General features: G+C 57.9%; 26 protein-coding genes. All 26 read left to right on the forward strand.

Annotated features, from left to right (window positions below):
- The first annotated feature begins 25 nt into the window (after nt 1-25).
- Nucleotides 26-4240: a DNA-directed RNA polymerase subunit beta' gene (rpoC, locus tag V5B44_RS03530; RefSeq protein WP_332357740.1), complete on the forward strand. Its 4215-nt coding sequence runs from the start codon at nt 26-28 to the stop codon at nt 4238-4240.
- A 167-nt stretch (nt 4241-4407) separates the two neighbouring features.
- Nucleotides 4408-4785, forward strand: coding sequence for a 30S ribosomal protein S12 (rpsL, locus tag V5B44_RS03535; RefSeq protein WP_332357885.1), 378 nt, complete (start codon nt 4408-4410; stop codon nt 4783-4785).
- Between the two features lie 96 nt (nt 4786-4881).
- Nucleotides 4882-5352, forward strand: a complete 471-nt coding sequence (rpsG, locus tag V5B44_RS03540; protein WP_287632192.1) for a 30S ribosomal protein S7 — start codon at nt 4882-4884, stop codon at nt 5350-5352.
- A gap of 73 nt (nt 5353-5425) precedes the next feature.
- Entirely contained in the window at nt 5426-7519 is a 2094-nt protein-coding gene (fusA, locus tag V5B44_RS03545; protein WP_332357886.1) for an elongation factor G, read from the forward strand.
- Between the two features lie 23 nt (nt 7520-7542).
- A complete protein-coding gene (tuf, locus tag V5B44_RS03550; RefSeq protein WP_332357732.1) occupies nt 7543-8733 on the forward strand; it encodes an elongation factor Tu in 1191 nt (396 codons plus the stop codon).
- Between the two features lie 55 nt (nt 8734-8788).
- The gene (rpsJ, locus tag V5B44_RS03555; protein ID WP_287635423.1) at nt 8789-9100 is read left to right on the forward strand and encodes a 30S ribosomal protein S10; all 312 of its coding nucleotides are present in this window, start codon (nt 8789-8791) and stop codon (nt 9098-9100) included.
- Nucleotides 9101-9210: 110 nt separating this feature from the next.
- A complete protein-coding gene (gene rplC, locus V5B44_RS03560) occupies nt 9211-9855 on the forward strand; it encodes a 50S ribosomal protein L3 (protein ID WP_332357741.1) in 645 nt (214 codons plus the stop codon).
- Nucleotides 9856-10476: a 50S ribosomal protein L4 gene (gene rplD / locus V5B44_RS03565; RefSeq protein WP_332357742.1), complete on the forward strand. Its 621-nt coding sequence runs from the start codon at nt 9856-9858 to the stop codon at nt 10474-10476.
- Nucleotides 10473-10775 (forward strand): 50S ribosomal protein L23, encoded by a 303-nt coding sequence (rplW, locus tag V5B44_RS03570; RefSeq protein WP_332357743.1) that lies wholly within the window; start codon nt 10473-10475, stop codon nt 10773-10775. The genes rplD and rplW overlap by 4 nt, the downstream gene beginning before the upstream one ends.
- Nucleotides 10776-11603: a 50S ribosomal protein L2 gene (gene rplB, locus V5B44_RS03575; protein ID WP_332357744.1), complete on the forward strand. Its 828-nt coding sequence runs from the start codon at nt 10776-10778 to the stop codon at nt 11601-11603.
- Nucleotides 11604-11616: 13 nt separating this feature from the next.
- A complete protein-coding gene (rpsS, locus tag V5B44_RS03580) occupies nt 11617-11892 on the forward strand; it encodes a 30S ribosomal protein S19 (RefSeq protein ID WP_332357745.1) in 276 nt (91 codons plus the stop codon).
- 10 nt (nt 11893-11902) lie between these two features.
- Nucleotides 11903-12232, forward strand: coding sequence for a 50S ribosomal protein L22 (gene rplV, locus V5B44_RS03585; protein ID WP_332357746.1), 330 nt, complete (start codon nt 11903-11905; stop codon nt 12230-12232).
- Nucleotides 12233-12241: 9 nt separating this feature from the next.
- Complete coding sequence (gene rpsC / locus V5B44_RS03590) at nt 12242-13081, forward strand: 30S ribosomal protein S3 (protein WP_332357747.1); 840 nt, start codon at nt 12242-12244, stop codon at nt 13079-13081.
- A complete protein-coding gene (gene rplP, locus V5B44_RS03595; protein ID WP_332357748.1) occupies nt 13065-13478 on the forward strand; it encodes a 50S ribosomal protein L16 in 414 nt (137 codons plus the stop codon). The genes rpsC and rplP overlap by 17 nt, the downstream gene beginning before the upstream one ends.
- A gap of 2 nt (nt 13479-13480) precedes the next feature.
- A complete protein-coding gene (gene rpmC / locus V5B44_RS03600; RefSeq protein WP_332357887.1) occupies nt 13481-13672 on the forward strand; it encodes a 50S ribosomal protein L29 in 192 nt (63 codons plus the stop codon).
- The gene (gene rpsQ / locus V5B44_RS03605; protein ID WP_332357749.1) at nt 13669-13935 is read left to right on the forward strand and encodes a 30S ribosomal protein S17; all 267 of its coding nucleotides are present in this window, start codon (nt 13669-13671) and stop codon (nt 13933-13935) included. The genes rpmC and rpsQ overlap by 4 nt, the downstream gene beginning before the upstream one ends.
- Before the next feature lie 130 nt (nt 13936-14065).
- Nucleotides 14066-14434, forward strand: coding sequence for a 50S ribosomal protein L14 (gene rplN / locus V5B44_RS03610; protein ID WP_287635436.1), 369 nt, complete (start codon nt 14066-14068; stop codon nt 14432-14434).
- Nucleotides 14435-14442: 8 nt separating this feature from the next.
- On the forward strand, nt 14443-14760 hold the full coding sequence (rplX, locus tag V5B44_RS03615; RefSeq protein ID WP_332357750.1) for a 50S ribosomal protein L24: 318 nt from the start codon (nt 14443-14445) through the stop codon (nt 14758-14760).
- A gap of 6 nt (nt 14761-14766) precedes the next feature.
- The gene (rplE, locus tag V5B44_RS03620; protein WP_332357888.1) at nt 14767-15309 is read left to right on the forward strand and encodes a 50S ribosomal protein L5; all 543 of its coding nucleotides are present in this window, start codon (nt 14767-14769) and stop codon (nt 15307-15309) included.
- Nucleotides 15310-15315: 6 nt separating this feature from the next.
- Complete coding sequence (gene rpsN / locus V5B44_RS03625; protein ID WP_332357751.1) at nt 15316-15621, forward strand: 30S ribosomal protein S14; 306 nt, start codon at nt 15316-15318, stop codon at nt 15619-15621.
- A gap of 15 nt (nt 15622-15636) precedes the next feature.
- The gene (gene rpsH / locus V5B44_RS03630; RefSeq protein ID WP_332357752.1) at nt 15637-16032 is read left to right on the forward strand and encodes a 30S ribosomal protein S8; all 396 of its coding nucleotides are present in this window, start codon (nt 15637-15639) and stop codon (nt 16030-16032) included.
- Between the two features lie 9 nt (nt 16033-16041).
- Complete coding sequence (gene rplF / locus V5B44_RS03635) at nt 16042-16578, forward strand: 50S ribosomal protein L6 (RefSeq protein WP_332357753.1); 537 nt, start codon at nt 16042-16044, stop codon at nt 16576-16578.
- Between the two features lie 13 nt (nt 16579-16591).
- Entirely contained in the window at nt 16592-16945 is a 354-nt protein-coding gene (rplR, locus tag V5B44_RS03640; protein ID WP_332357889.1) for a 50S ribosomal protein L18, read from the forward strand.
- Between the two features lie 27 nt (nt 16946-16972).
- A complete protein-coding gene (gene rpsE, locus V5B44_RS03645; RefSeq protein WP_332357754.1) occupies nt 16973-17497 on the forward strand; it encodes a 30S ribosomal protein S5 in 525 nt (174 codons plus the stop codon).
- A 3-nt stretch (nt 17498-17500) separates the two neighbouring features.
- Nucleotides 17501-17683 (forward strand): 50S ribosomal protein L30, encoded by a 183-nt coding sequence (rpmD, locus tag V5B44_RS03650; protein ID WP_287635444.1) that lies wholly within the window; start codon nt 17501-17503, stop codon nt 17681-17683.
- Nucleotide 17684: 1 nt separating this feature from the next.
- Nucleotides 17685-18119 (forward strand): 50S ribosomal protein L15, encoded by a 435-nt coding sequence (rplO, locus tag V5B44_RS03655; RefSeq protein ID WP_332357755.1) that lies wholly within the window; start codon nt 17685-17687, stop codon nt 18117-18119.
- The last annotated feature ends 7 nt before the right edge of the window (nt 18120-18126 follow it).

Genomic DNA, 18126 nt, shown 5'->3' on the forward strand with positions numbered 1-18126 from the left:
ACCTCACTCCTCACTGGAGCAAAAGATGAAAGCATTGCTTGATTTGTTTAGACAGGTGACGCAGGAAGAGCAGTTTGACGCGATCACCATTGGCCTTGCCTCGCCGGACAAGATTCGTTCATGGTCATACGGCGAAGTCAAGAAGCCGGAGACCATCAATTACCGCACCTTCAAGCCGGAGCGTGATGGCTTGTTCTGCGCAAAAATTTTTGGCCCGATCAAGGACTACGAGTGCCTCTGTGGCAAGTACAAGCGGCTGAAACATCGTGGCGTCATCTGTGAGAAGTGCGGCGTGGAAGTGACGCTGGCCAAGGTTCGTCGTGAGCGTATGGCACACATCGAACTGGCCAGTCCGGTCGCTCATATCTGGTTCCTGAAGAGCCTTCCGAGTCGTCTCGGCATGGTTCTTGACATGACGCTGCGCGACATCGAGCGGGTGCTTTACTTTGAAGCCTTCGTGGTCTTCGATCCGGGCATGACACCACTGGCTCGCGGTCAGTTGCTGACTGAGGATGACTATCTGGCGAAGGTCGAGGAGTACGGTGACGACTTCTTGGCAGCGATGGGCGCTGAAGGCATCCGCGAATTGCTGCGTTCAATCGATCTGGCGCGCGAGGTCGACAGTCTGCGCGGCGAACTCGAGACGACCACCTCCGAAACCAAGAGCAAGAAGTTCTCCAAGCGTCTGAAGATCCTTGAGGGCTTCCAGAAGTCGGGCATCAAACCCGAGTGGATGGTGCTTGAAGTCCTGCCCGTTTTGCCGCCAGATCTCCGCCCGTTGGTGCCGCTTGACGGTGGGCGTTTTGCGACGTCTGATCTGAACGATCTCTATCGGCGGGTGATCAACCGCAACAACCGCCTCAAGCGTCTACTTGAGCTCAAGGCCCCGGAGATCATCGTGCGCAACGAGAAGCGCATGCTGCAAGAGGCGGTTGATTCGCTGCTTGACAATGGCCGTCGTGGCAAGGCAATGACTGGCGCCAACAAGCGGCCGCTGAAGTCGCTGGCCGACATGATCAAGGGCAAGGGCGGTCGCTTTCGCCAGAACCTGCTCGGCAAGCGCGTTGACTATTCCGGCCGCTCGGTGATTGTCGTTGGGCCACAACTCAAGCTCCATCAGTGCGGTCTGCCGAAGCTGATGGCGCTCGAACTGTTCAAACCTTTCATCTTCAACCGTCTGGAGGTGATGGGTCTGGCCACCACCATCAAGCAGGCCAAGAAGATGGTCGAGACCCAGGAAGCCGTCGTTTGGGATATCCTGGAAGAGGTGATTCGCGAGCATCCGATTATGCTCAATCGCGCCCCGACCCTGCACCGCCTCGGGATTCAGGCGTTCGAACCGACCCTGATCGAAGGCAAGGCGATCCAGTTGCATCCGCTGGTTTGTGCCGCTTTCAACGCCGACTTCGACGGCGACCAGATGGCGGTTCATGTGCCCTTGTCGCTCGAGGCCCAGATGGAAGCGCGGACGCTCATGCTGGCGTCAAACAATGTTCTGTCGCCTGCAAACGGCGAGCCGATCATCGTCCCGTCGCAGGACATCGTCCTTGGTCTCTACTATGCTACCCGCGAGCGGATCAATGCCAGGGGTGAGGGCATGATGTTTCCCGATCTCGCTGAAGTGACGCGCGCCATGCAGGCTGGTGAGCTCGATATTCACGCAAGGATTTCGGTCCGCATTGCCGAGTATGAGAGGGACGGGGAGAACGGCTGGCAGGAAAAGACCACTCGTTACCGGACGACGGCTGGTCGCGCGCTGCTCTCGGAGATACTGCCCAAGGGGCTGCCTTTCAGCCTGATCGACAAGACCCTGAAGAAAAAGGAAATATCGAAACTGATCAATGCGGCTTTCCGCCGCTGTGGTCTCAAGGAAACCGTCGTTTTTGCCGACAAGCTGATGCAGAATGGCTATCGTCTGGCGACTCGCGCCGGGATTTCCATCTGTTCCGATGACATGTTGGTGCCGGCCCAAAAGCGCAACATCATCGCCGACGCCGAAGCGGAGGTCAAGGAAATCGAGAACCAATACACCAATGGTCTAGTGACCAACGGTGAGCGCTACAACAAGGTGGTCGACATCTGGGGTCGTACGGGCGACAAGGTTGCCAAGGTAATGATGGATCAGCTAGGTCACGTGGAGGTGACGAATCGCCACGGAGAGAAGGAGATGCAGGAGTCTTTCAATTCCATCTTCATGATGGCTGACTCAGGCGCGCGGGGTTCTGCGGCCCAGATCCGTCAGTTGGCAGGTATGCGCGGCCTGATGGCCAAGCCGGATGGCTCGATCATTGAAACCCCGATCACGACCAACTTCCGCGAAGGGCTGAACGTTCTGCAGTACTTCATTTCGACCCACGGCGCGCGCAAAGGCCTTGCAGATACCGCCTTGAAGACAGCCAACTCAGGTTACCTGACCCGGCGACTGGTCGACGTGACGCAGGACCTCGTCGTCATCGAGGACGATTGCGGCACAAGCAACGGCGTGACCATGAAGGCCCTGATTGAAGGCGGCGAGGTGATAGAGGCTCTGCGTGAGCGGATCCTCGGTCGCGTGACGGCTTCTGACGTCGTTCATCCCGACACCCAGGAGACGGTCATCGAGCAAGGGACGCTGATCAGCGAGGATCATTGCGACCTGATCGATCAGTTGGGGATTGACGAAGTCAAGGCGCGCACGCCCCTGACTTGCGAAACGCGTTACGGTCTTTGCGCCAAGTGTTATGGCCGCGATCTGGGGCGTGGTTCGCCGGTGAACGTCGGTGAAGCAGTTGGCGTGATCGCTGCACAATCCATCGGCGAGCCGGGAACCCAGTTGACCATGCGCACCTTCCATGTCGGTGGTGCAGCGTCGCGCGCGGCAGTTGCCAGCCAGGTCGAGACGCACAGCGCGGGCATCGTGCGCTTCACTTCGACCATGCGCTACGTGACCAGTGCAAAGGGCGAGAAGATAGTCATCACCCGTTCCGGCGAGATCCTGATCACTGACGACAATGGTCGCGAGCGGGAGAAACACAAAGTTCCCTACGGTGCAACGTTGCAGGTTGCCGATGCTCAGGCGGTCAAAGCCGGTGCCAGGCTGGCCAGTTGGGATCCGCACACGCGTCCGATCATTGCCGAATACTCGGGTCTGGTAAAGTTCGAGAACGTCGAAGAAGGCGTTACGGTCGCCAAGCAAATTGATGAGGTCACGGGGCTATCAACTCTGGTGGTGATCGATCCGAAGCGTGGCGGGAAGGCTCCGAGCAAGGGCTTGCGTCCGCAAGTGAGGTTGTTCGAACCCGACGGCGAAGAAGTCAAGATGCACGGCAGCGATCACCCGGTCACAATTACCTTTCAGGTTGGCGCGATCATCAATGTGCTCGATGGCCAACAGATTTCCGTTGGTGACGTGCTTGCTCGCCTGCCGCAGGAATCGGCCAAGACGCGTGACATTACCGGCGGCCTGCCGCGCGTTGCGGAACTATTCGAGGCGCGTACGCCCAAGGATGCGGGAATGTTGGCGGAGTTTACCGGCACCATGTCCTTCGGCAAGGACACCAAAGGCAAGCAGCGGCTGGTAATTACTGACCTTGAAGGCGTGAACCACGAATACCTTATCCTGAAGGACAAGCATGTCCTGGTGCATGACGGGCAGGTGGTGAATAAGGGTGAATCGATCGTCGATGGCGCGCCAGACCCGCACGACATTCTGCGCCTGCTGGGCGTCGAAGCTCTGGCGATCTACATTACGGACGAGGTTCAGGATGTGTATCGTCTTCAGGGCGTCAAGATCAATGATAAACACATCGAGGTGATCGTTCGCCAGATGCTGCGCCGCGTCAATGTGTTGGATCCTGGCGATACCAAGTTTATCAAGGGAGAGCAGGTCGAACGTGCGCATTTGCTCGACGAAAACGACCGCATGTTCGCCGATGGTAAGCTGCCAGCGACGTACGAACATGTGCTGCTTGGCATCACGAAGGCCTCGCTGTCCACCGATTCGTTCATTTCGGCTGCGTCATTCCAGGAAACGACGCGGGTGCTGACAGAAGCAGCGATCATGGGTAAACGTGACGAGCTGCGCGGACTCAAGGAAAACGTCATTGTCGGTCGCCTGATACCGGCGGGAACGGGTCTTGCCTACCACAACACGCGCAAGAAGAATGCGGCTGGTGAGGATATTGCTGCGGGGAGCGGACTGCTGTCTGAAGACGATCTGTCTGCCAGTGAAGAGAGTGCGCAGAATGCCCCCGTTGCTTGACTTGGACCCCAATAGACCATAGAATCGCCGGTCTTTGTCGCCGATAGCTAGGTGTCGCGTCGGCTTGTTATGGATGTCGCCAAGGCGGCCTTTGGTCCGCCTTGGTTTTTTGCAGACGCCAAGTGCTCGTCACGTCGCGTTCTGAACTGAACATAGGGGTGGAAGCAATGCCAACCATTAACCAGCTGGTGCGCAAGCCGCGCGAGGCCGTACGCACCAAGAGCAAAGTCCCTGCACTGAGCAATTGCCCCCAGAAGCGGGGCGTTTGCACTCGTGTGTACACTACCACGCCGAAGAAGCCCAACTCTGCGCTGCGCAAGGTTTGCAAGGTTCGGCTGACGAATGGTTTTGAGGTTATTTCATACATTGGTGGTGAAGGCCACAACCTGCAGGAGCACTCTGTTGTTCTGATCCGCGGCGGTCGTGTCAAGGATCTGCCAGGTGTCCGTTACCACACTGTTCGCGGTTCGCTGGATACCCAGGGTGTGAAGAAGCGCAAGCAGGGTCGTTCCAAGTACGGTACCAAGCGCCCGAAGGCGGCTTGAGTTTCGTCCCGAGTAAGGGTCGCTCGTGATGGGCGGCTGGGAGGGGTGGGTCTGTTGCCCAATCCTTCAACTGAATTGTGACTATGAGAGGTTGCTATGCCCCGTCGTCGTGAAGTACCGAAGCGCGATATTCTGCCGGACCCGAAATTTGGCAATGTCGAGGTGTCGAAGTTCGTCAATACGATCATGAAAAGCGGCAAGAAGTCCGTCGCCGAGCGTATTGTCTATGGAGCCTTTGACCAGATCGTGACCAAGACTGGAAAGGATCCCCTCGAGGTTTTCGGTTTGGCTCTTGGTAACATCAAGCCTCTGGTCGAAGTCAAGAGTCGTCGGGTGGGTGGGGCGAATTATCAGGTGCCGGTTGAGGTTCGTCCTAGCCGCCGGATGGCCCTTGCCATGCGCTGGCTGCGGGAGTCAGCGCGTAAGCGTTCGGAAAAGTCGATGGGTCAGCGCCTGGCAGCAGAAATGCTGGAAGCATCGGAAAGCCGCGGCGGTGCAGTCAAGAAGCGCGACGAAGTGCACCGTATGGCCGAGGCCAACAAGGCGTTCGCGCACTTCCGGTTCTAAGGCACCAGCGTCCAGGGCGCCGCTTCGGCTGCCTTGTGCTGGCGATCGTTCTTTATTAGCGAAGGTTCATACTGTGGCTCGCAAAACCCCCATTGAGCGTTACCGGAACATCGGTATCAGCGCTCACATTGATGCTGGCAAGACGACGGCGACGGAGCGTATCCTGTTCTATACGGGTATCAACCACAAGATCGGTGAAGTGCATGACGGCGCCGCGACGATGGACTGGATGGCGCAGGAGCAGGAGCGGGGGATTACCATTACCTCGGCGGCCACGACGTGCTTCTGGAAGGGCATGCAGCTGGATCGTCCCGAGCACCGGATCAACATCATCGATACGCCTGGTCACGTGGATTTCACGATCGAGGTCGAGCGCTCGATGCGTGTCCTCGATGGCGCGTGCATGATTTATTGTGCTGTGGGTGGTGTGCAGCCGCAGTCCGAAACCGTTTGGCGTCAGGCGACCAAGTACAAAGTACCCCGGTTGGCCTTCGTCAACAAGATGGACCGCCAGGGCGCGGATTTTTTTAAGGTCGTTGACCAGATGCGGACCCGCCTGAAGGCCAATCCGGTCCCAATCGTCATACCGATCGGAAAGGAGGACTACTTCGAGGGGGTCGTCGATCTGATCAAGATGAAGGCGATTTACTGGGATGAAGCCTCGCTGGGGATGAAGTTCGATTACCGCGACATTCCGGCCGAGTTGCAGTCCGAGGCCGACGAATGGCGCAGCAAGATGGTCGAAGCCGCCGCAGAGTCGTCTGAAGAGCTGATGGACAGGTACCTCGATGAGGGTGATCTGACTGAAGCGGACCTGATCAAGGGCTTGCGTGATCGCACCATCGCGTGCGAAATTCAGCCGGCCCTTTGCGGAACGGCCTTCAAGAACAAGGGCGTGCAACGCATGCTCGACGCGGTGATTGATCTTCTGCCGTCGCCGGTGGACATTCCTCCAGTTACCGGGGAGAAGGAAAACGGTGAGCCGGATACGCGGGAAGCGTCCGACAGTGCGAAGTTTTCTGCTCTCGCCTTCAAGCTGATGACCGACCCCTACGTCGGCCAGTTGACCTTCATCCGAGTGTATTCTGGCGTTCTGAAATCTGGCGACACGATTTTCAACCCCATCAAGGGCCGTCGCGAGCGCATCGGCCGAGTCCTGCAGATGCACGCCAACAATCGTGAAGAACTCAAGGAAGTGCTCGCGGGCGACATCGCAGCGTGCGTTGGCCTCAAGGAAGTAACTACCGGCGAAACCCTCTGCGATCCTTCGGCAGTCATCACCCTGGAGCGGATGGTATTTCCTGAGCCCGTGATCCACGTGGCCGTCGAGCCGAAGACCAAGCCGGACCAGGAGAAGATGGGCATAGCCCTCGGTCGCCTGGCTCAGGAGGATCCCTCGTTCCGCGTGCGTACCGATGAAGAGTCTGGGCAGACGATTATCTCGGGAATGGGCGAGCTCCACCTGGAGATAATCGTTGATCGACTGAAGCGGGAATTCGGTGTGGACGCCAACGTCGGCGCGCCACAGGTGGCCTATCGGGAATGCATCAAGAAATCGGTCGAACAGGAAGGGAAGTTTGTCAAACAGTCGGGTGGCCGCGGTCAGTATGGTCATGTCTGGTTAAAAATTGAGCCGAACGAGCCTGGCAAAGGGTACGAGTTCGTTGACGCGATCAAGGGTGGTACCGTACCTCGAGAGTACATCCCCGCGGTGGACAAGGGGTTGCAGGATTCGGTCACCAGTGGCGTGCTGGCGGGATTTCCGGTGGTCGATATCAAGTTCACGCTGTTTGAAGGCTCGTACCACGACGTGGATTCGAATGAAAATGCCTTTCGGCAAGCGGCAGCCATTGCCTTCAAGGAGGGAATGCGCAAAGCTTCGCCGACCCTCCTTGAGCCGATGATGGCAGTCGACGTGGAGACGCCTGAGGACTATATGGGGAACGTGATGGGCGACCTGTCGAGCCGTCGCGGCATGATTCAGGGAATGGAAGACCTGCCCGGAAACATCAAAGCCATCAAGGCGGAGGTGCCGCTGGCTGAGATGTTTGGTTATTCGACGACCCTGCGATCCCTCAGTCAGGGGCGCGCGACTTACTCAATGGAATTCAAGCACTACGCTGAGGCGCCGAAAAACGTCGCCGAGGCGGTCATCAACAAGAAATGACTCTGATATTGTAAGGATACTAAATGGCCAAGGGAAAATTTGAACGCACGAAGCCGCACGTCAATGTGGGCACGATTGGGCACGTTGATCATGGGAAGACCACGCTGACGGCGGCGATCACGACCATTCTGGCGAAGAAATATGGCGGTGTGGCGAAGGCCTACGACCAGATTGATGCGGCGCCGGAAGAGAAGGCGCGTGGCATCACGATCAATACCGCGCATGTCGAGTACGAGACGGCCAAGCGTCACTACGCGCACGTGGATTGCCCGGGTCACGCGGACTACATCAAGAACATGATTACCGGGGCGGCGCAGATGGACGGTGCGATCCTGGTGGTTTCGGCGGCTGACGGACCGATGCCGCAGACGCGAGAGCACATTCTGCTGGCGCGTCAGGTTGGTGTGCCCTACATCATCGTTTATCTGAACAAGTGCGACATGGTTGACGATGCCGAGTTGTTGGAGCTGGTGGACATGGAAGTGCGCGAGTTGCTGTCGAAGTACGACTTTCCGGGTGACGACGTACCGATCGTCCAGGGTTCGGCGTTGAAGGCTCTGGAAGGCGATCAGGGACCGCTGGGCGAAGGCTCGGTGATGGCCTTGGCGGACGCGCTGGATGCTTACATTCCGACGCCGCAGCGAGCGGTAGACAAGCCTTTCCTGTTGCCGATCGAGGACGTGTTCTCGATCTCTGGACGTGGCACGGTGGTCACGGGTCGTGTTGAGCGCGGGGTGGTGAAAGTCGGTGAAGAAGTCGAGATCGTTGGCATCAAGCCGACGGTGAAGACGATCTGCACGGGCGTTGAAATGTTCCGCAAGCTGCTGGACCAGGGGCAGGCGGGCGACAACGTGGGCGTGCTGTTGCGGGGCACGAAGCGAGACGACGTTGAGCGTGGTCAGGTGCTGGCCAAGCCGGGTTCGATCAAGCCGCACACGCACTTTACGGGTGAAGTTTACTGTCTGTCGAAGGAAGAAGGGGGGCGTCACACGCCGTTCTTCAACAACTATCGTCCACAGTTCTATTTTCGCACGACCGACGTGACCGGAGCGATTGCGATGCCGGAAGGTGTCGAGATGGTGATGCCCGGCGACAACGTCCAGATGACGGTCAAACTGATTTCCCCGATTGCCATGGAAGAGGGCCTGCGCTTCGCGATTCGTGAAGGTGGCCGTACCGTCGGCGCCGGCGTCGTCGCGAAAATAATCGAGTAGTTCGGCAAACTCCCGGTGGGGTTCCCTTTCCACCGGCCGCTCTTTGGAAGAAGACATGCAAAGCCAGAAAATCCGCATCCGCCTGAAAGCCTTTGACTATCGTCTGATTGATCAGTCAGCTCAGGAAATTGTCGACACCGCAAAGCGTACCGGGGCCGTTGTTCGTGGCCCGGTTCCGCTGCCGACCCGCATCCAGCGTTTTGATATTCTGCGCTCACCGCATGTCGACAAGACTTCGCGTGACCAGTTCGAGATACGCACCCATCTTCGCCTGATGGATATCATTGATCCAACTGACAAGACCGTCGATGCCCTGATGAAGCTTGATCTACCCGCGGGTGTTGACGTTGAAATTAAGTTGCAGTAAGGCTTCCTTGCGGCTATAATCGCCGCCTTTCGCCGGGCAGCCTATATTGAGACTGCCCGTTCCTTAGCAGCGCTCGCCGGCCAATCGTAGCCGGTCAGAGGAGAATAAACATGAGTCTTGGCCTTGTTGGGCGCAAGGTCGGCATGACGCGCATTTTTACCGACGACGGCGTAAGTGTCCCGGTAACCGTGCTCGATGTGTCGAACAATCGGGTCGCCCAGATCAAAACGCAGCAGAATGATGGCTACTCCGTCGTCCAGGTGGCTTTCGGCAAACGTCGCCCCTCTCGTGTCAACAAGCCATTGGCCGGTCACCTCGCCAAGGCCGGTGTTGAGGCGGGCCATGTCCTGAAGGAGTTCCCGGTTTCCGTTGACGAGCTCGCGGCTCTCCAGGCGGGTGACCATATCAGCGTCACCATCTTTTCCGTCGGACAAAAGGTTGACGTGACGGGGCAAACCATCGGCAAGGGCTTTGCGGGCGGCATCAAGCGGCATCACTTCAGGTCCCAGGGCGCTGCGCATGGCAACTCGGTCTCCCACCAGGCTCTCGGGTCCACCGGTATGGCGCAGGATCCGGGTCGCGTTTTTCCGGGCAAGAAGATGGCCGGCCATCTCGGCGCCGTGAAGCGCACACAGCAGAACCTTGAGGTCGTGCGTGTCGATGTTGAGCGCCAGTTGCTGTTGCTTAAAGGCGCCGTTCCCGGCTCCAAGGGCGCCGACGTCATAGTGCGTCCGGCAGTCAAGGTGGGGGCATAAATGGAACTCAAGCTTATCAATGACGAAGGACAGGAAGCGAGCCGCCTCGAGGCCTCCGACGTCCTGTTTGGTCGCGAATACAACGAAGCGTTGGTGCACCAGGTCCTGGTTGCCTACCAGGCGAACGCGCGTAGTGGCAATCGGGCCCAGAAGGATCGCCAGGATGTGCGGCACACGACCAAGAAGCCGTGGCGTCAAAAGGGCACCGGACGAGCTCGTGCCGGTATGTCGTCATCGCCGATCTGGCGCGGCGGCGGCCGGGTTTTCCCGAATTCTTCGGACGAGAATTTCAGCCACAAGCTGAACAGGAAAATGTACCGCGCGGGCATGGCATCGATCCTTTCGCAGCTCGCTCGTGAAGGTCGCCTGGCCGTGGTGGAAAGCCTGTCGATTGAGGCGCCCAAGACCAGGTTGTTTGCAGCGAAGATCAAAGGGATGGGTTACGAGTCGGTGCTTGTGATTACAGACGATCTCGACGAGAACGTTTTTCTGGCGTCGCGTAATTTGCCGAATGTCCTCGTGGTTGAAGTCCAGCAGGCGGACCCGGTGTCCTTGGTCCGCTTCCCGAAGGTCCTGCTGACAAAAGCTGCGCTCGCCAAGTTTGAGGAGATCCTGGGATGAATCAAGAACGTTTGATGCAAGTGCTCCTCGCACCGCAGATCTCCGAAAAGGCCACCTTCGTTGCCGACAAGTACCAGCAGGTGATCTTTCGTGTTGCCTCCAACGCAACAAAGCCTGAAGTCAAGGGAGCGGTCGAGTTGCTGTTCAAGGTGGCTGTCGAGTCGGTCCAGATCGCCAACGTCAAAGGAAAGCAGAAAAAGTTTGGCCGCGTGATGGGCCGTCGCAGCAACTGGAAGAAGGCCTATGTGTGCCTGCAGCCCGGCCAGGAGATTAATTTCGTCGATGGGGGAGCGGTCTAGATGGCACTCGCTAAAGTCAAACCGACCTCGCCCGGCCGCCGCGCGGTTATCCGGGTCGTCAATCTTAATCTGCACAAGGGCGCTCCGGTTGCCGGGCTTGTCGAGTCGCAGTCGAAAAAGGCTGGCCGCAACAACAACGGGCATATCACGACTCGCCACCAGGGCGGTGGTCACAAGCAACACTATCGCCTGGTTGATTTCAAGCGCAACAAGGACGGGATTCCGGCGACAGTAGAGCGTCTCGAGTACGATCCAAACCGGACCGCCAACATTGCTCTGCTCTGTTATGCGGATGGCGAGCGTCGCTACATCATTGCGCCCAAAGGCCTTGTTGTTGGTCAGCAGATAAACAGTGGTTCAGAGGCCCCGATCAAGGTAGGCAACGCCCTGCCCATTCGCAACATCCCGGTTGGCACGACCATCCACTGCGTCGAGATGGTGCCCGGCAAGGGCGCTCAGTTGGCACGTTCGGCTGGCACCTCGGTGCAGTTATTGGCCCGGGAAGGCGTCCACGCCCAGTTGCGCTTGCGCTCCGGTGAAATTCGCCGAGTGCACGTCGAGTGCCGCGCGACGATCGGCGAGGTGGGTAACGAAGAGCATAGTCTACGTTCGATAGGCAAGGCTGGCGGGAATCGTTGGCGCGGCATTCGCCCAACCGTACGTGGTGTGGCGATGAATCCGATCGATCACCCGCACGGTGGGGGCGAAGGCAAGACGGCATCGGGTATGCATCCGGTCAGTCCTTGGGGTACCAAGACCAAAGGTTATCGCACTCGTCGCAACAAGCGCACGACTTCGATGATCGTGCAGCGCCGTCAAAAACGCTAAGGGATAGAGAACCATGGGACGTTCCATTAAAAAGGGCCCGTTTGCTGATGCCCATCTGATCAAAAAAGTGGGCACGGTGCGTGCGACTGGCGATAAGCGCCCGATCAAGACCTGGTCGCGCCGGTCCACCGTGCTGCCAGATTTTGTGGGCTTGACCATCGCGGTTCATAACGGCAAGCAACATGTTCCTGTGTATGTCACCGAGAACATGGTTGGGCACAAGCTGGGCGAGTTTTCTCTTACCCGCACGTTTAAAGGCCACACCTCTGGCAAGAAGGCCAAGAAGTAAAGGAATGAATATGGAAACTCGTGCTGTTTTGCGCGGCGTTCGGCTGTCGAGCCAGAAGGGTCGCCTGGTGGCCGATCAGATCCGCGGCCTGGCCGTCGATCGGGCACTCAATCTGCTGACATTCAGCCCCAAGAAGGGTGCAGCGATCATCAAGAAGGTGCTCGAATCGGCGATCGCCAATGCCGAGCACAATGCGGGTGCCGATATTGACGAACTGAAGGTTAAGACCATCTCTGTCGAAAAGGGCATGGTGCTCAAGCGCTTCACGGCGCGGGCGAAGGGACGCGGCAACCGGATCGTCAAGCCGACCTGTCACGTTTTTCTGACTGTCGGCAACTGAGGAACAAGAATGGGACAAAAGATTCATCCTGCTGGCTTTCGTCTGGCCGTCACGCGTGATTGGTCTTCGCGCTGGTACGCCAACAGCAAGAACTTTGCCGGCATGCTCAACGAAGATGTTCGCGTTCGCGAATACCTCAAGAAGAAGCTAAAGCACGCGTCGGTTGGACGTATCCTGATCGAGCGCCCCGCCAAGAACGCCCGCGTCACGATCTTCTCGGCACGCCCGGGTGTGGTGATTGGGAAAAAGGGTGAGGAGATCGATCACCTGCGGATCGCTTTACAGAAGATCATGGGCGTCCCTGTGCACGTCAGTATCGAGGAAATTCGCAAACCCGAGCTGGACGCGCAATTGGTGGCCGACTCGATTACGCAGCAGCTCGAGAAGCGTATCATGTTCCGCCGGGCCATGAAGCGTGCGATGCAGAACGCCATGCGTCTTGGCGCGCAGGGTATAAAGATCATGAGTTCAGGCCGTCTCAATGGCGCGGAAATTGCTCGGCGCGAATGGTACCGCGAGGGTCGAGTCCCGCTCCATACGCTGCGGGCTGATATTGACTACGCGACCTCCGAAGCCTTGACTACCTATGGTCTTATTGGCGTCAAGGTCTGGATCTTCAAAGGGGAGATTCTCAATCGCCAGGAGCAGGCGGCGACGGCTTCCGATGCGACCCTTGATGAGCAGCGCCGCCCCCGTCGTGCTCCGCGCGCCGGTGACGTTGCCGACAGGCCGCCGCGCATGGTGAAGGGGCCGGAGGAACTGGCGAGGGTTGAGGGCGCTGTTGGGGAAGCGAAGGCACCCGTGAAACGAGTAAGAAAGGCAGGTACAACAGATGCTGCAGCCAGCTAGAAGGAAATACCGCAAAGAGCAGAAAGGCCGCAATACGGGCCTGGCGCTGCGCGGGGCCAAGGTCAGTTTCGGTGAGTATGGACTGAAGTCAATTGGCCGTGGCCGACTGACTGCCCGTCAGATTGAAGCTGCTCGGCGTGCAATGACGCGTCATATCAAGCGTGGCGGGCGGATCTGGATCCGCATCTTTCCCGACAAGCCGATTTCCAAGAAGCCTGCCGAGGTTCGTATGGGAAGCGGCAAAGGGAATCCAGAGTACTACGTGGCCGAGATCAAGCCGGGTAAGGTCCTTTACGAGATGGATGGGGTCAGCGAAACTCTTGCTCGCGAAGCCTTTGCCCTTGCGGCCGCCAAGCTTCCGATCCCGACGGTTTTTGTTACGCGCATGGTAGGTTGATCATGAAAGTCAGTGAACTCAGAGAAAAAACCGTCGACGAGCTGAACCAGGAACTGCTGGCCCTGCTGAAGGCCCAGTTCGGCCTGCGAATGCAGCTTGCTACACAGCAGTTGTCGAACAACAGTCAGATTGGCAAGGTGCGTCGCCAGATCGCACGCGTACGCACGCTTCTTCGTGAAAAGGCAGTTCAATGAGCGAAACCACTACCAGCAAGCGTACCTTGGTTGGGCGCGTCCTCAGCGACAAAATGGATAATACTGTGACGGTAATTGTCGAGCGCAGAGTGAAACACCCGATATATAACAAGATCATCGTGCGCTCGAGCAAGTACCACGCGCACAACGACAAGAACGAAGCCAAACTGGGTGATGTTGTCGAGATCCAGGAGTCGCGGCCATTGTCGAAGACGAAATCGTGGGTTGTCAGCAAGCTGCTCGAACGTGCAGTGGCGATTTAGCCCTTGATTTTGTCTCAATAGCGGTTATAATCGCCGGCTTTCCCCCGCTCGATGGTGTTTCGAGGTCGAGCCTTTCTCCCCTTGTGGGTTCCAAGACTGACCGCCACCGCGGGCCAAGTTGGAGTGACAAATGATTCAAGTACAGACTACTCTCGACGTCGCCGACAACACCGGCGCACGCTCAGTGATGTGCATCAAGGTGTTGGGCGGCTCAAAGCGTCGATATGCAGGCGTGGGCGATATTATCAAGGTGAGCATCAAGGATGCTGCCCCCCGCGGGCGCGTCAAGAAGGGTGATGTCTACAGCGCAGTGGTGGTGCGTACTGCCAAAGGCGTGCGACGCGTAGACGGGTCGCTGGTGAAGTTCGACCACAACGCGGCCGTACTCCTCAACAACAAGATGGAGCCGATAGGTACCCGTATCTTCGGGCCGGTTACACGCGAATTGCGCGGTGATCGATTCATGAAGATCGTGTCGTTGGCACCTGAAGTACTTTAGGGGGGGGCATGGAAAGGATTCGCAAGGGCGACGATGTTATCGTGACCGCCGGTAGGGACAAGGGAAAACGGGGAAGTGTCCTTCGCCGTTCGGACGCCGAGCATGTCCTGGTGGAGGGCGTGAATCGAGTGAAGAAGCATGTCAAACCAAATCCGGTCAAAGGTGTCGTCGGCGGTATTGTTGAGAAAGAGATGCCGCTACACATTTCTAACGTTTCGCTCTATAACCCGGCGACCAGAAAAGCAGACCGAGTTGGCTTCAAGACCCTTGAAGATGGCACAAAGGTTCGTTTTTTCAAGTCGAACGGCGAAGTGTTGGGGGCATAAGGGACAATCATGGCGCGTTTGCTGGAGTACTACAACACCACAGTGGTGCCCGAACTGACCCAGAAGTTTGGGTATAAGTCGAGAATGCAGGTCCCCCGAATCACCAAGATTACCCTGAACATGGGGGTAGGTGAGGCCATCGCGGACAAGAAAGTGCTTGAGAATGCGATGGGCGACCTGGTCAAGATCGCTGGGCAAAAGCCCGTCACCACCAAAGCGAGGAAGTCCATCGCCGGTTTCAAGATTCGCACCGGATACCCAATTGGGTGCATGGTGACCCTTCGCGGTCCGCGCATGTTCGAGTTTATAGACAGACTGGTCACCGTAGCGCTGCCCAGGGTCCGCGACTTTCGCGGTATCTCCGGCAAGGGTTTCGACGGTCGTGGTAACTACAACATGGGCCTCAAGGAGCAGATCATCTTCCCCGAAATCGAGTATGACCGGATTGATGCGTTGCGGGGCATGAACATCAGTGTCACTACTACTGCCAAGACGGATGAAGAGGCGCGTGCCTTGCTTGGCGCGTTTAAATTTCCCTTCAGGAACTGAGACGAAATGGCAAAACTCGCTGTGATCAACCGCGGTGAAAAGCGGCGCAAGATTGTGGAAAAATATGCCAAGAAGCGTGCTGAGCTGATGGCTGCCGTTGCTGACCAGGGTCGGTCTGTCGAAGAGCGCTTTGAGGCGCGCCTGAAAGTCCAGGCGCTACCGCGCAATGCGAGCCCGGTCAGGCTTCGCAATCGCTGTCAGTTGACCGGACGTCCTCGGGGTGTCTATCGCAAGTTCGGTTTGGGTCGCGGCAAGCTGCGCGAGTTCGTGATGCAGGGCGAAGTGCCAGGAATGGTCAAGGCTAGCTGGTAGGCAGGAGAGAACGAAATGAGTATGAGCGATCCGATCAGCGACATGCTGACACGCATCCGAAATGCCCAGATGGCAAGCAAGGCCTCCGTCGCCATGCCGTCTTCAAAGGTAAAGATTGCCATCGCCCAGGTGTTGAAGGACGAAGGTTACGTCGAGGATTTCGCAGTTAGTCCGAATGAAGGCAAGCCGATTCTCGAAATTGGCCTTAAGTATTATGCGGGTCGACCGGTCATCGAGCGGATAGACCGCGTGTCACGGCCGGGCCTCCGGATCTACAGAGGAGCTGATGACATCCCGCTGGTCATGAATGGTCTTGGGGTAGCAATAGTCTCGACACCCAGGGGCGTTATGACTGACCGTAAGGCTCGCGCCAGCCATATTGGCGGCGAAGTGCTGTGCTTCGTCGCATAAGGGGTAGCTATGTCCCGCGTTGCAAAGAAAACAATTGTTCTCCCGCCGGGTGTTTCGGTAGATATCTCGCTGGAACAAGTTTCCGTCAAGGGGCCACTCGGTACGCTCGTTTTTCCCGCTCATCCAGCGGTGACGGTCGAACAGGAGGGTGATAGCCTGTCGTGCAAGCCGGTTTTGGGGATGGCCAATGGCGATGCGATGTCCGGCACCATTCGTGCCGTGGTTGCGAACATGGTTACGGGTGTTAGCAAGGGATTCGAGCGTAAGCTAAGCCTCGTTGGCGTTGGGTATCGTGCTCAAGCCCAGGGCGACACGCTCAACCTGACCCTTGGATTCTCGCATCCAGTTGCTTACAAGCTCCCGAGCGGCATTACTGCTATGACGCCGACCCAGACCGAGATTGTGATCAAGGGCGTTGATCGACAGCTCGTTGGCCAAGTCGCGGCCGAAGTTCGTTCGTATCGCAAGCCCGAGCCCTACAAGGGCAAGGGCGTGCGATATGTAGACGAGGTGGTCGTGATCAAGGAAACCAAGAAGAAAAAGTAGGGGTGCAGAGATGATTGACAAAAAACAGGCGCGTTTGCGCAGGGCTCGCAAAACCCGGGCCAAGATTGCCGAACTGAAGACAGTGCGCTTGTCGGTTCACCGCAGCAACTGCCATATCTACGCCCAGGTAATTTCGGCTTGTGGTTCGCAGGTGCTCGCGGCAGCTTCCTCGCTGGAGCCCGAGGTGCGGAAGATGCTCCCGAACGGGGGCGACATCAGCGCGGCGAAGACGATCGGCCTGTTGATCGCCGAGCGCGCCAGAAAGGCCGGAATCGAACAGGTTTCGTTTGATCGTGCAGGCTTTCGCTATCACGGGCGGATCAAGGCGCTGGCAGACGCAGCCCGTGAAGCCGGCCTCAAGTTCTGATCGCGCCACAGAGAATTGGAGTAATCGATGGCTAAGCCGCAAAGCAGAAAACCTCAGCAAGCCGAGAAGCCCGATGACGGCATGCGTGAGAAGATGATCTCTATCAACCGAGTGACCAAGGTGGTGAAGGGTGGTCGTATTCTCGGGTTCGCAGCACTGACGGTGGTTGGTGATGGGGATGGTCGTGTGGGGATGGGCAAGGGGAAGTCGCGCGAAGTGCCGGTCGCCGTGCAGAAAGCGATGGAGGAGGCGCGCCGTAACCTGATCAAGGTCAGCCTCAAGGGTGGCACCCTGCAGCACACGGTCGTGGGGCATCACGGGGCTTCAAGAGTGATGATGCAGCCGGCACCTGAGGGAACCGGGATCATTGCTGGCGGGGCCATGCGCTCGGTCTTCGATGTCATCGGTATGACCAATGTGGTTGCCAAGGCGCACGGTTCAACCAATCCTTACAATATCGTCCGCGCAACCATCAATGGCCTGAAGGCGATGACCACGCCAGCCGAGGTCGCCGCCAAGCGGGGCAAGACGGTCGCTGAAATCCTGGGGTAAGAAATGGCTGAGAAAAAAGTAAAGGTGACGCTCGTCCGGAGCCTCATCGGCACCAAGGAGTCGCACCGCGCCACGGTACGAGGTTTGGGCTTGCGGCGGCTCAATAGTAGCTCGGTCCTTGAAGACACGCCGGCGGTTCGGGGAATGATCAACAAGGTGTCCTACCTGTTGAAGTGTGAGGGCTGAGATGGAACTTAATACTGTTCAGGCCGCTGACGGGGCGCGTGCGGGTAGGAAGCGTGTCGGGCGCGGGATCGGCTCCGGGTTGGGAAAGACCTGCGGGCGCGGTCACAAGGGACAAAAGTCGCGTGCGGGTGGCTTCCACAAGGTGGGCTTCGAAGGCGGCCAGATGCCGCTACAGCGCCGTTTGCCAAAGCGTGGCTTCAAGTCTATGACCAGGGCGCGTAACTTCGAGGTTCGCCTGTCGGAAATCGCGCGCTTACCGGTCGACGAGATAGACCTTTCGACGCTGATGCAGGCCAATCTCGTCTCGCAGCACGCGTTGTCGGCGAAGGTTGTGCTCTCTGGCGAGATCAACCGTAAGGTCATCCTCAAGGGTGTCGGGGCGACCGCAGGCGCACGGGCGGCAATCGAAGCCGCCGGTGGCAGCATTGCGGATTAACGAGCAG

Source organism: Candidatus Accumulibacter necessarius (genome assembly GCF_036625085.1).

Excerpts from the sequence above, each read along its gene's own strand:
- rpoC (WP_332357740.1), top strand. The coding sequence starts at position 26 with ATGAAAGCATTGCTTGATTTGTTTAGACAGGTGACGCAGGAAGAGCAG.
- rpsL (WP_332357885.1), top strand. The coding sequence starts at position 4,408 with ATGCCAACCATTAACCAGCTGGTGCGCAAGCCGCGCGAGGCCGTACGC.
- rpsG (WP_287632192.1), top strand. The coding sequence starts at position 4,882 with ATGCCCCGTCGTCGTGAAGTACCGAAGCGCGATATTCTGCCGGACCCG.
- tuf (WP_332357732.1), top strand. The coding sequence starts at position 7,543 with ATGGCCAAGGGAAAATTTGAACGCACGAAGCCGCACGTCAATGTGGGC.
- rpsJ (WP_287635423.1), top strand. The coding sequence starts at position 8,789 with ATGCAAAGCCAGAAAATCCGCATCCGCCTGAAAGCCTTTGACTATCGT.
- rplC (WP_332357741.1), top strand. The coding sequence starts at position 9,211 with ATGAGTCTTGGCCTTGTTGGGCGCAAGGTCGGCATGACGCGCATTTTT.
- rplD (WP_332357742.1), top strand. The coding sequence starts at position 9,856 with ATGGAACTCAAGCTTATCAATGACGAAGGACAGGAAGCGAGCCGCCTC.
- rplW (WP_332357743.1), top strand. The coding sequence starts at position 10,473 with ATGAATCAAGAACGTTTGATGCAAGTGCTCCTCGCACCGCAGATCTCC.
- rplB (WP_332357744.1), top strand. The coding sequence starts at position 10,776 with ATGGCACTCGCTAAAGTCAAACCGACCTCGCCCGGCCGCCGCGCGGTT.
- rpsS (WP_332357745.1), top strand. The coding sequence starts at position 11,617 with ATGGGACGTTCCATTAAAAAGGGCCCGTTTGCTGATGCCCATCTGATC.
- rplV (WP_332357746.1), top strand. The coding sequence starts at position 11,903 with ATGGAAACTCGTGCTGTTTTGCGCGGCGTTCGGCTGTCGAGCCAGAAG.
- rpsC (WP_332357747.1), top strand. The coding sequence starts at position 12,242 with ATGGGACAAAAGATTCATCCTGCTGGCTTTCGTCTGGCCGTCACGCGT.
- rplP (WP_332357748.1), top strand. The coding sequence starts at position 13,065 with ATGCTGCAGCCAGCTAGAAGGAAATACCGCAAAGAGCAGAAAGGCCGC.
- rpmC (WP_332357887.1), top strand. The coding sequence starts at position 13,481 with ATGAAAGTCAGTGAACTCAGAGAAAAAACCGTCGACGAGCTGAACCAG.
- rpsQ (WP_332357749.1), top strand. The coding sequence starts at position 13,669 with ATGAGCGAAACCACTACCAGCAAGCGTACCTTGGTTGGGCGCGTCCTC.
- rplN (WP_287635436.1), top strand. The coding sequence starts at position 14,066 with ATGATTCAAGTACAGACTACTCTCGACGTCGCCGACAACACCGGCGCA.
- rplX (WP_332357750.1), top strand. The coding sequence starts at position 14,443 with ATGGAAAGGATTCGCAAGGGCGACGATGTTATCGTGACCGCCGGTAGG.
- rpsN (WP_332357751.1), top strand. The coding sequence starts at position 15,316 with ATGGCAAAACTCGCTGTGATCAACCGCGGTGAAAAGCGGCGCAAGATT.
- rpsH (WP_332357752.1), top strand. The coding sequence starts at position 15,637 with ATGAGTATGAGCGATCCGATCAGCGACATGCTGACACGCATCCGAAAT.
- rplF (WP_332357753.1), top strand. The coding sequence starts at position 16,042 with ATGTCCCGCGTTGCAAAGAAAACAATTGTTCTCCCGCCGGGTGTTTCG.
- rpsE (WP_332357754.1), top strand. The coding sequence starts at position 16,973 with ATGGCTAAGCCGCAAAGCAGAAAACCTCAGCAAGCCGAGAAGCCCGAT.
- rpmD (WP_287635444.1), top strand. The coding sequence starts at position 17,501 with ATGGCTGAGAAAAAAGTAAAGGTGACGCTCGTCCGGAGCCTCATCGGC.
- rplO (WP_332357755.1), top strand. The coding sequence starts at position 17,685 with ATGGAACTTAATACTGTTCAGGCCGCTGACGGGGCGCGTGCGGGTAGG.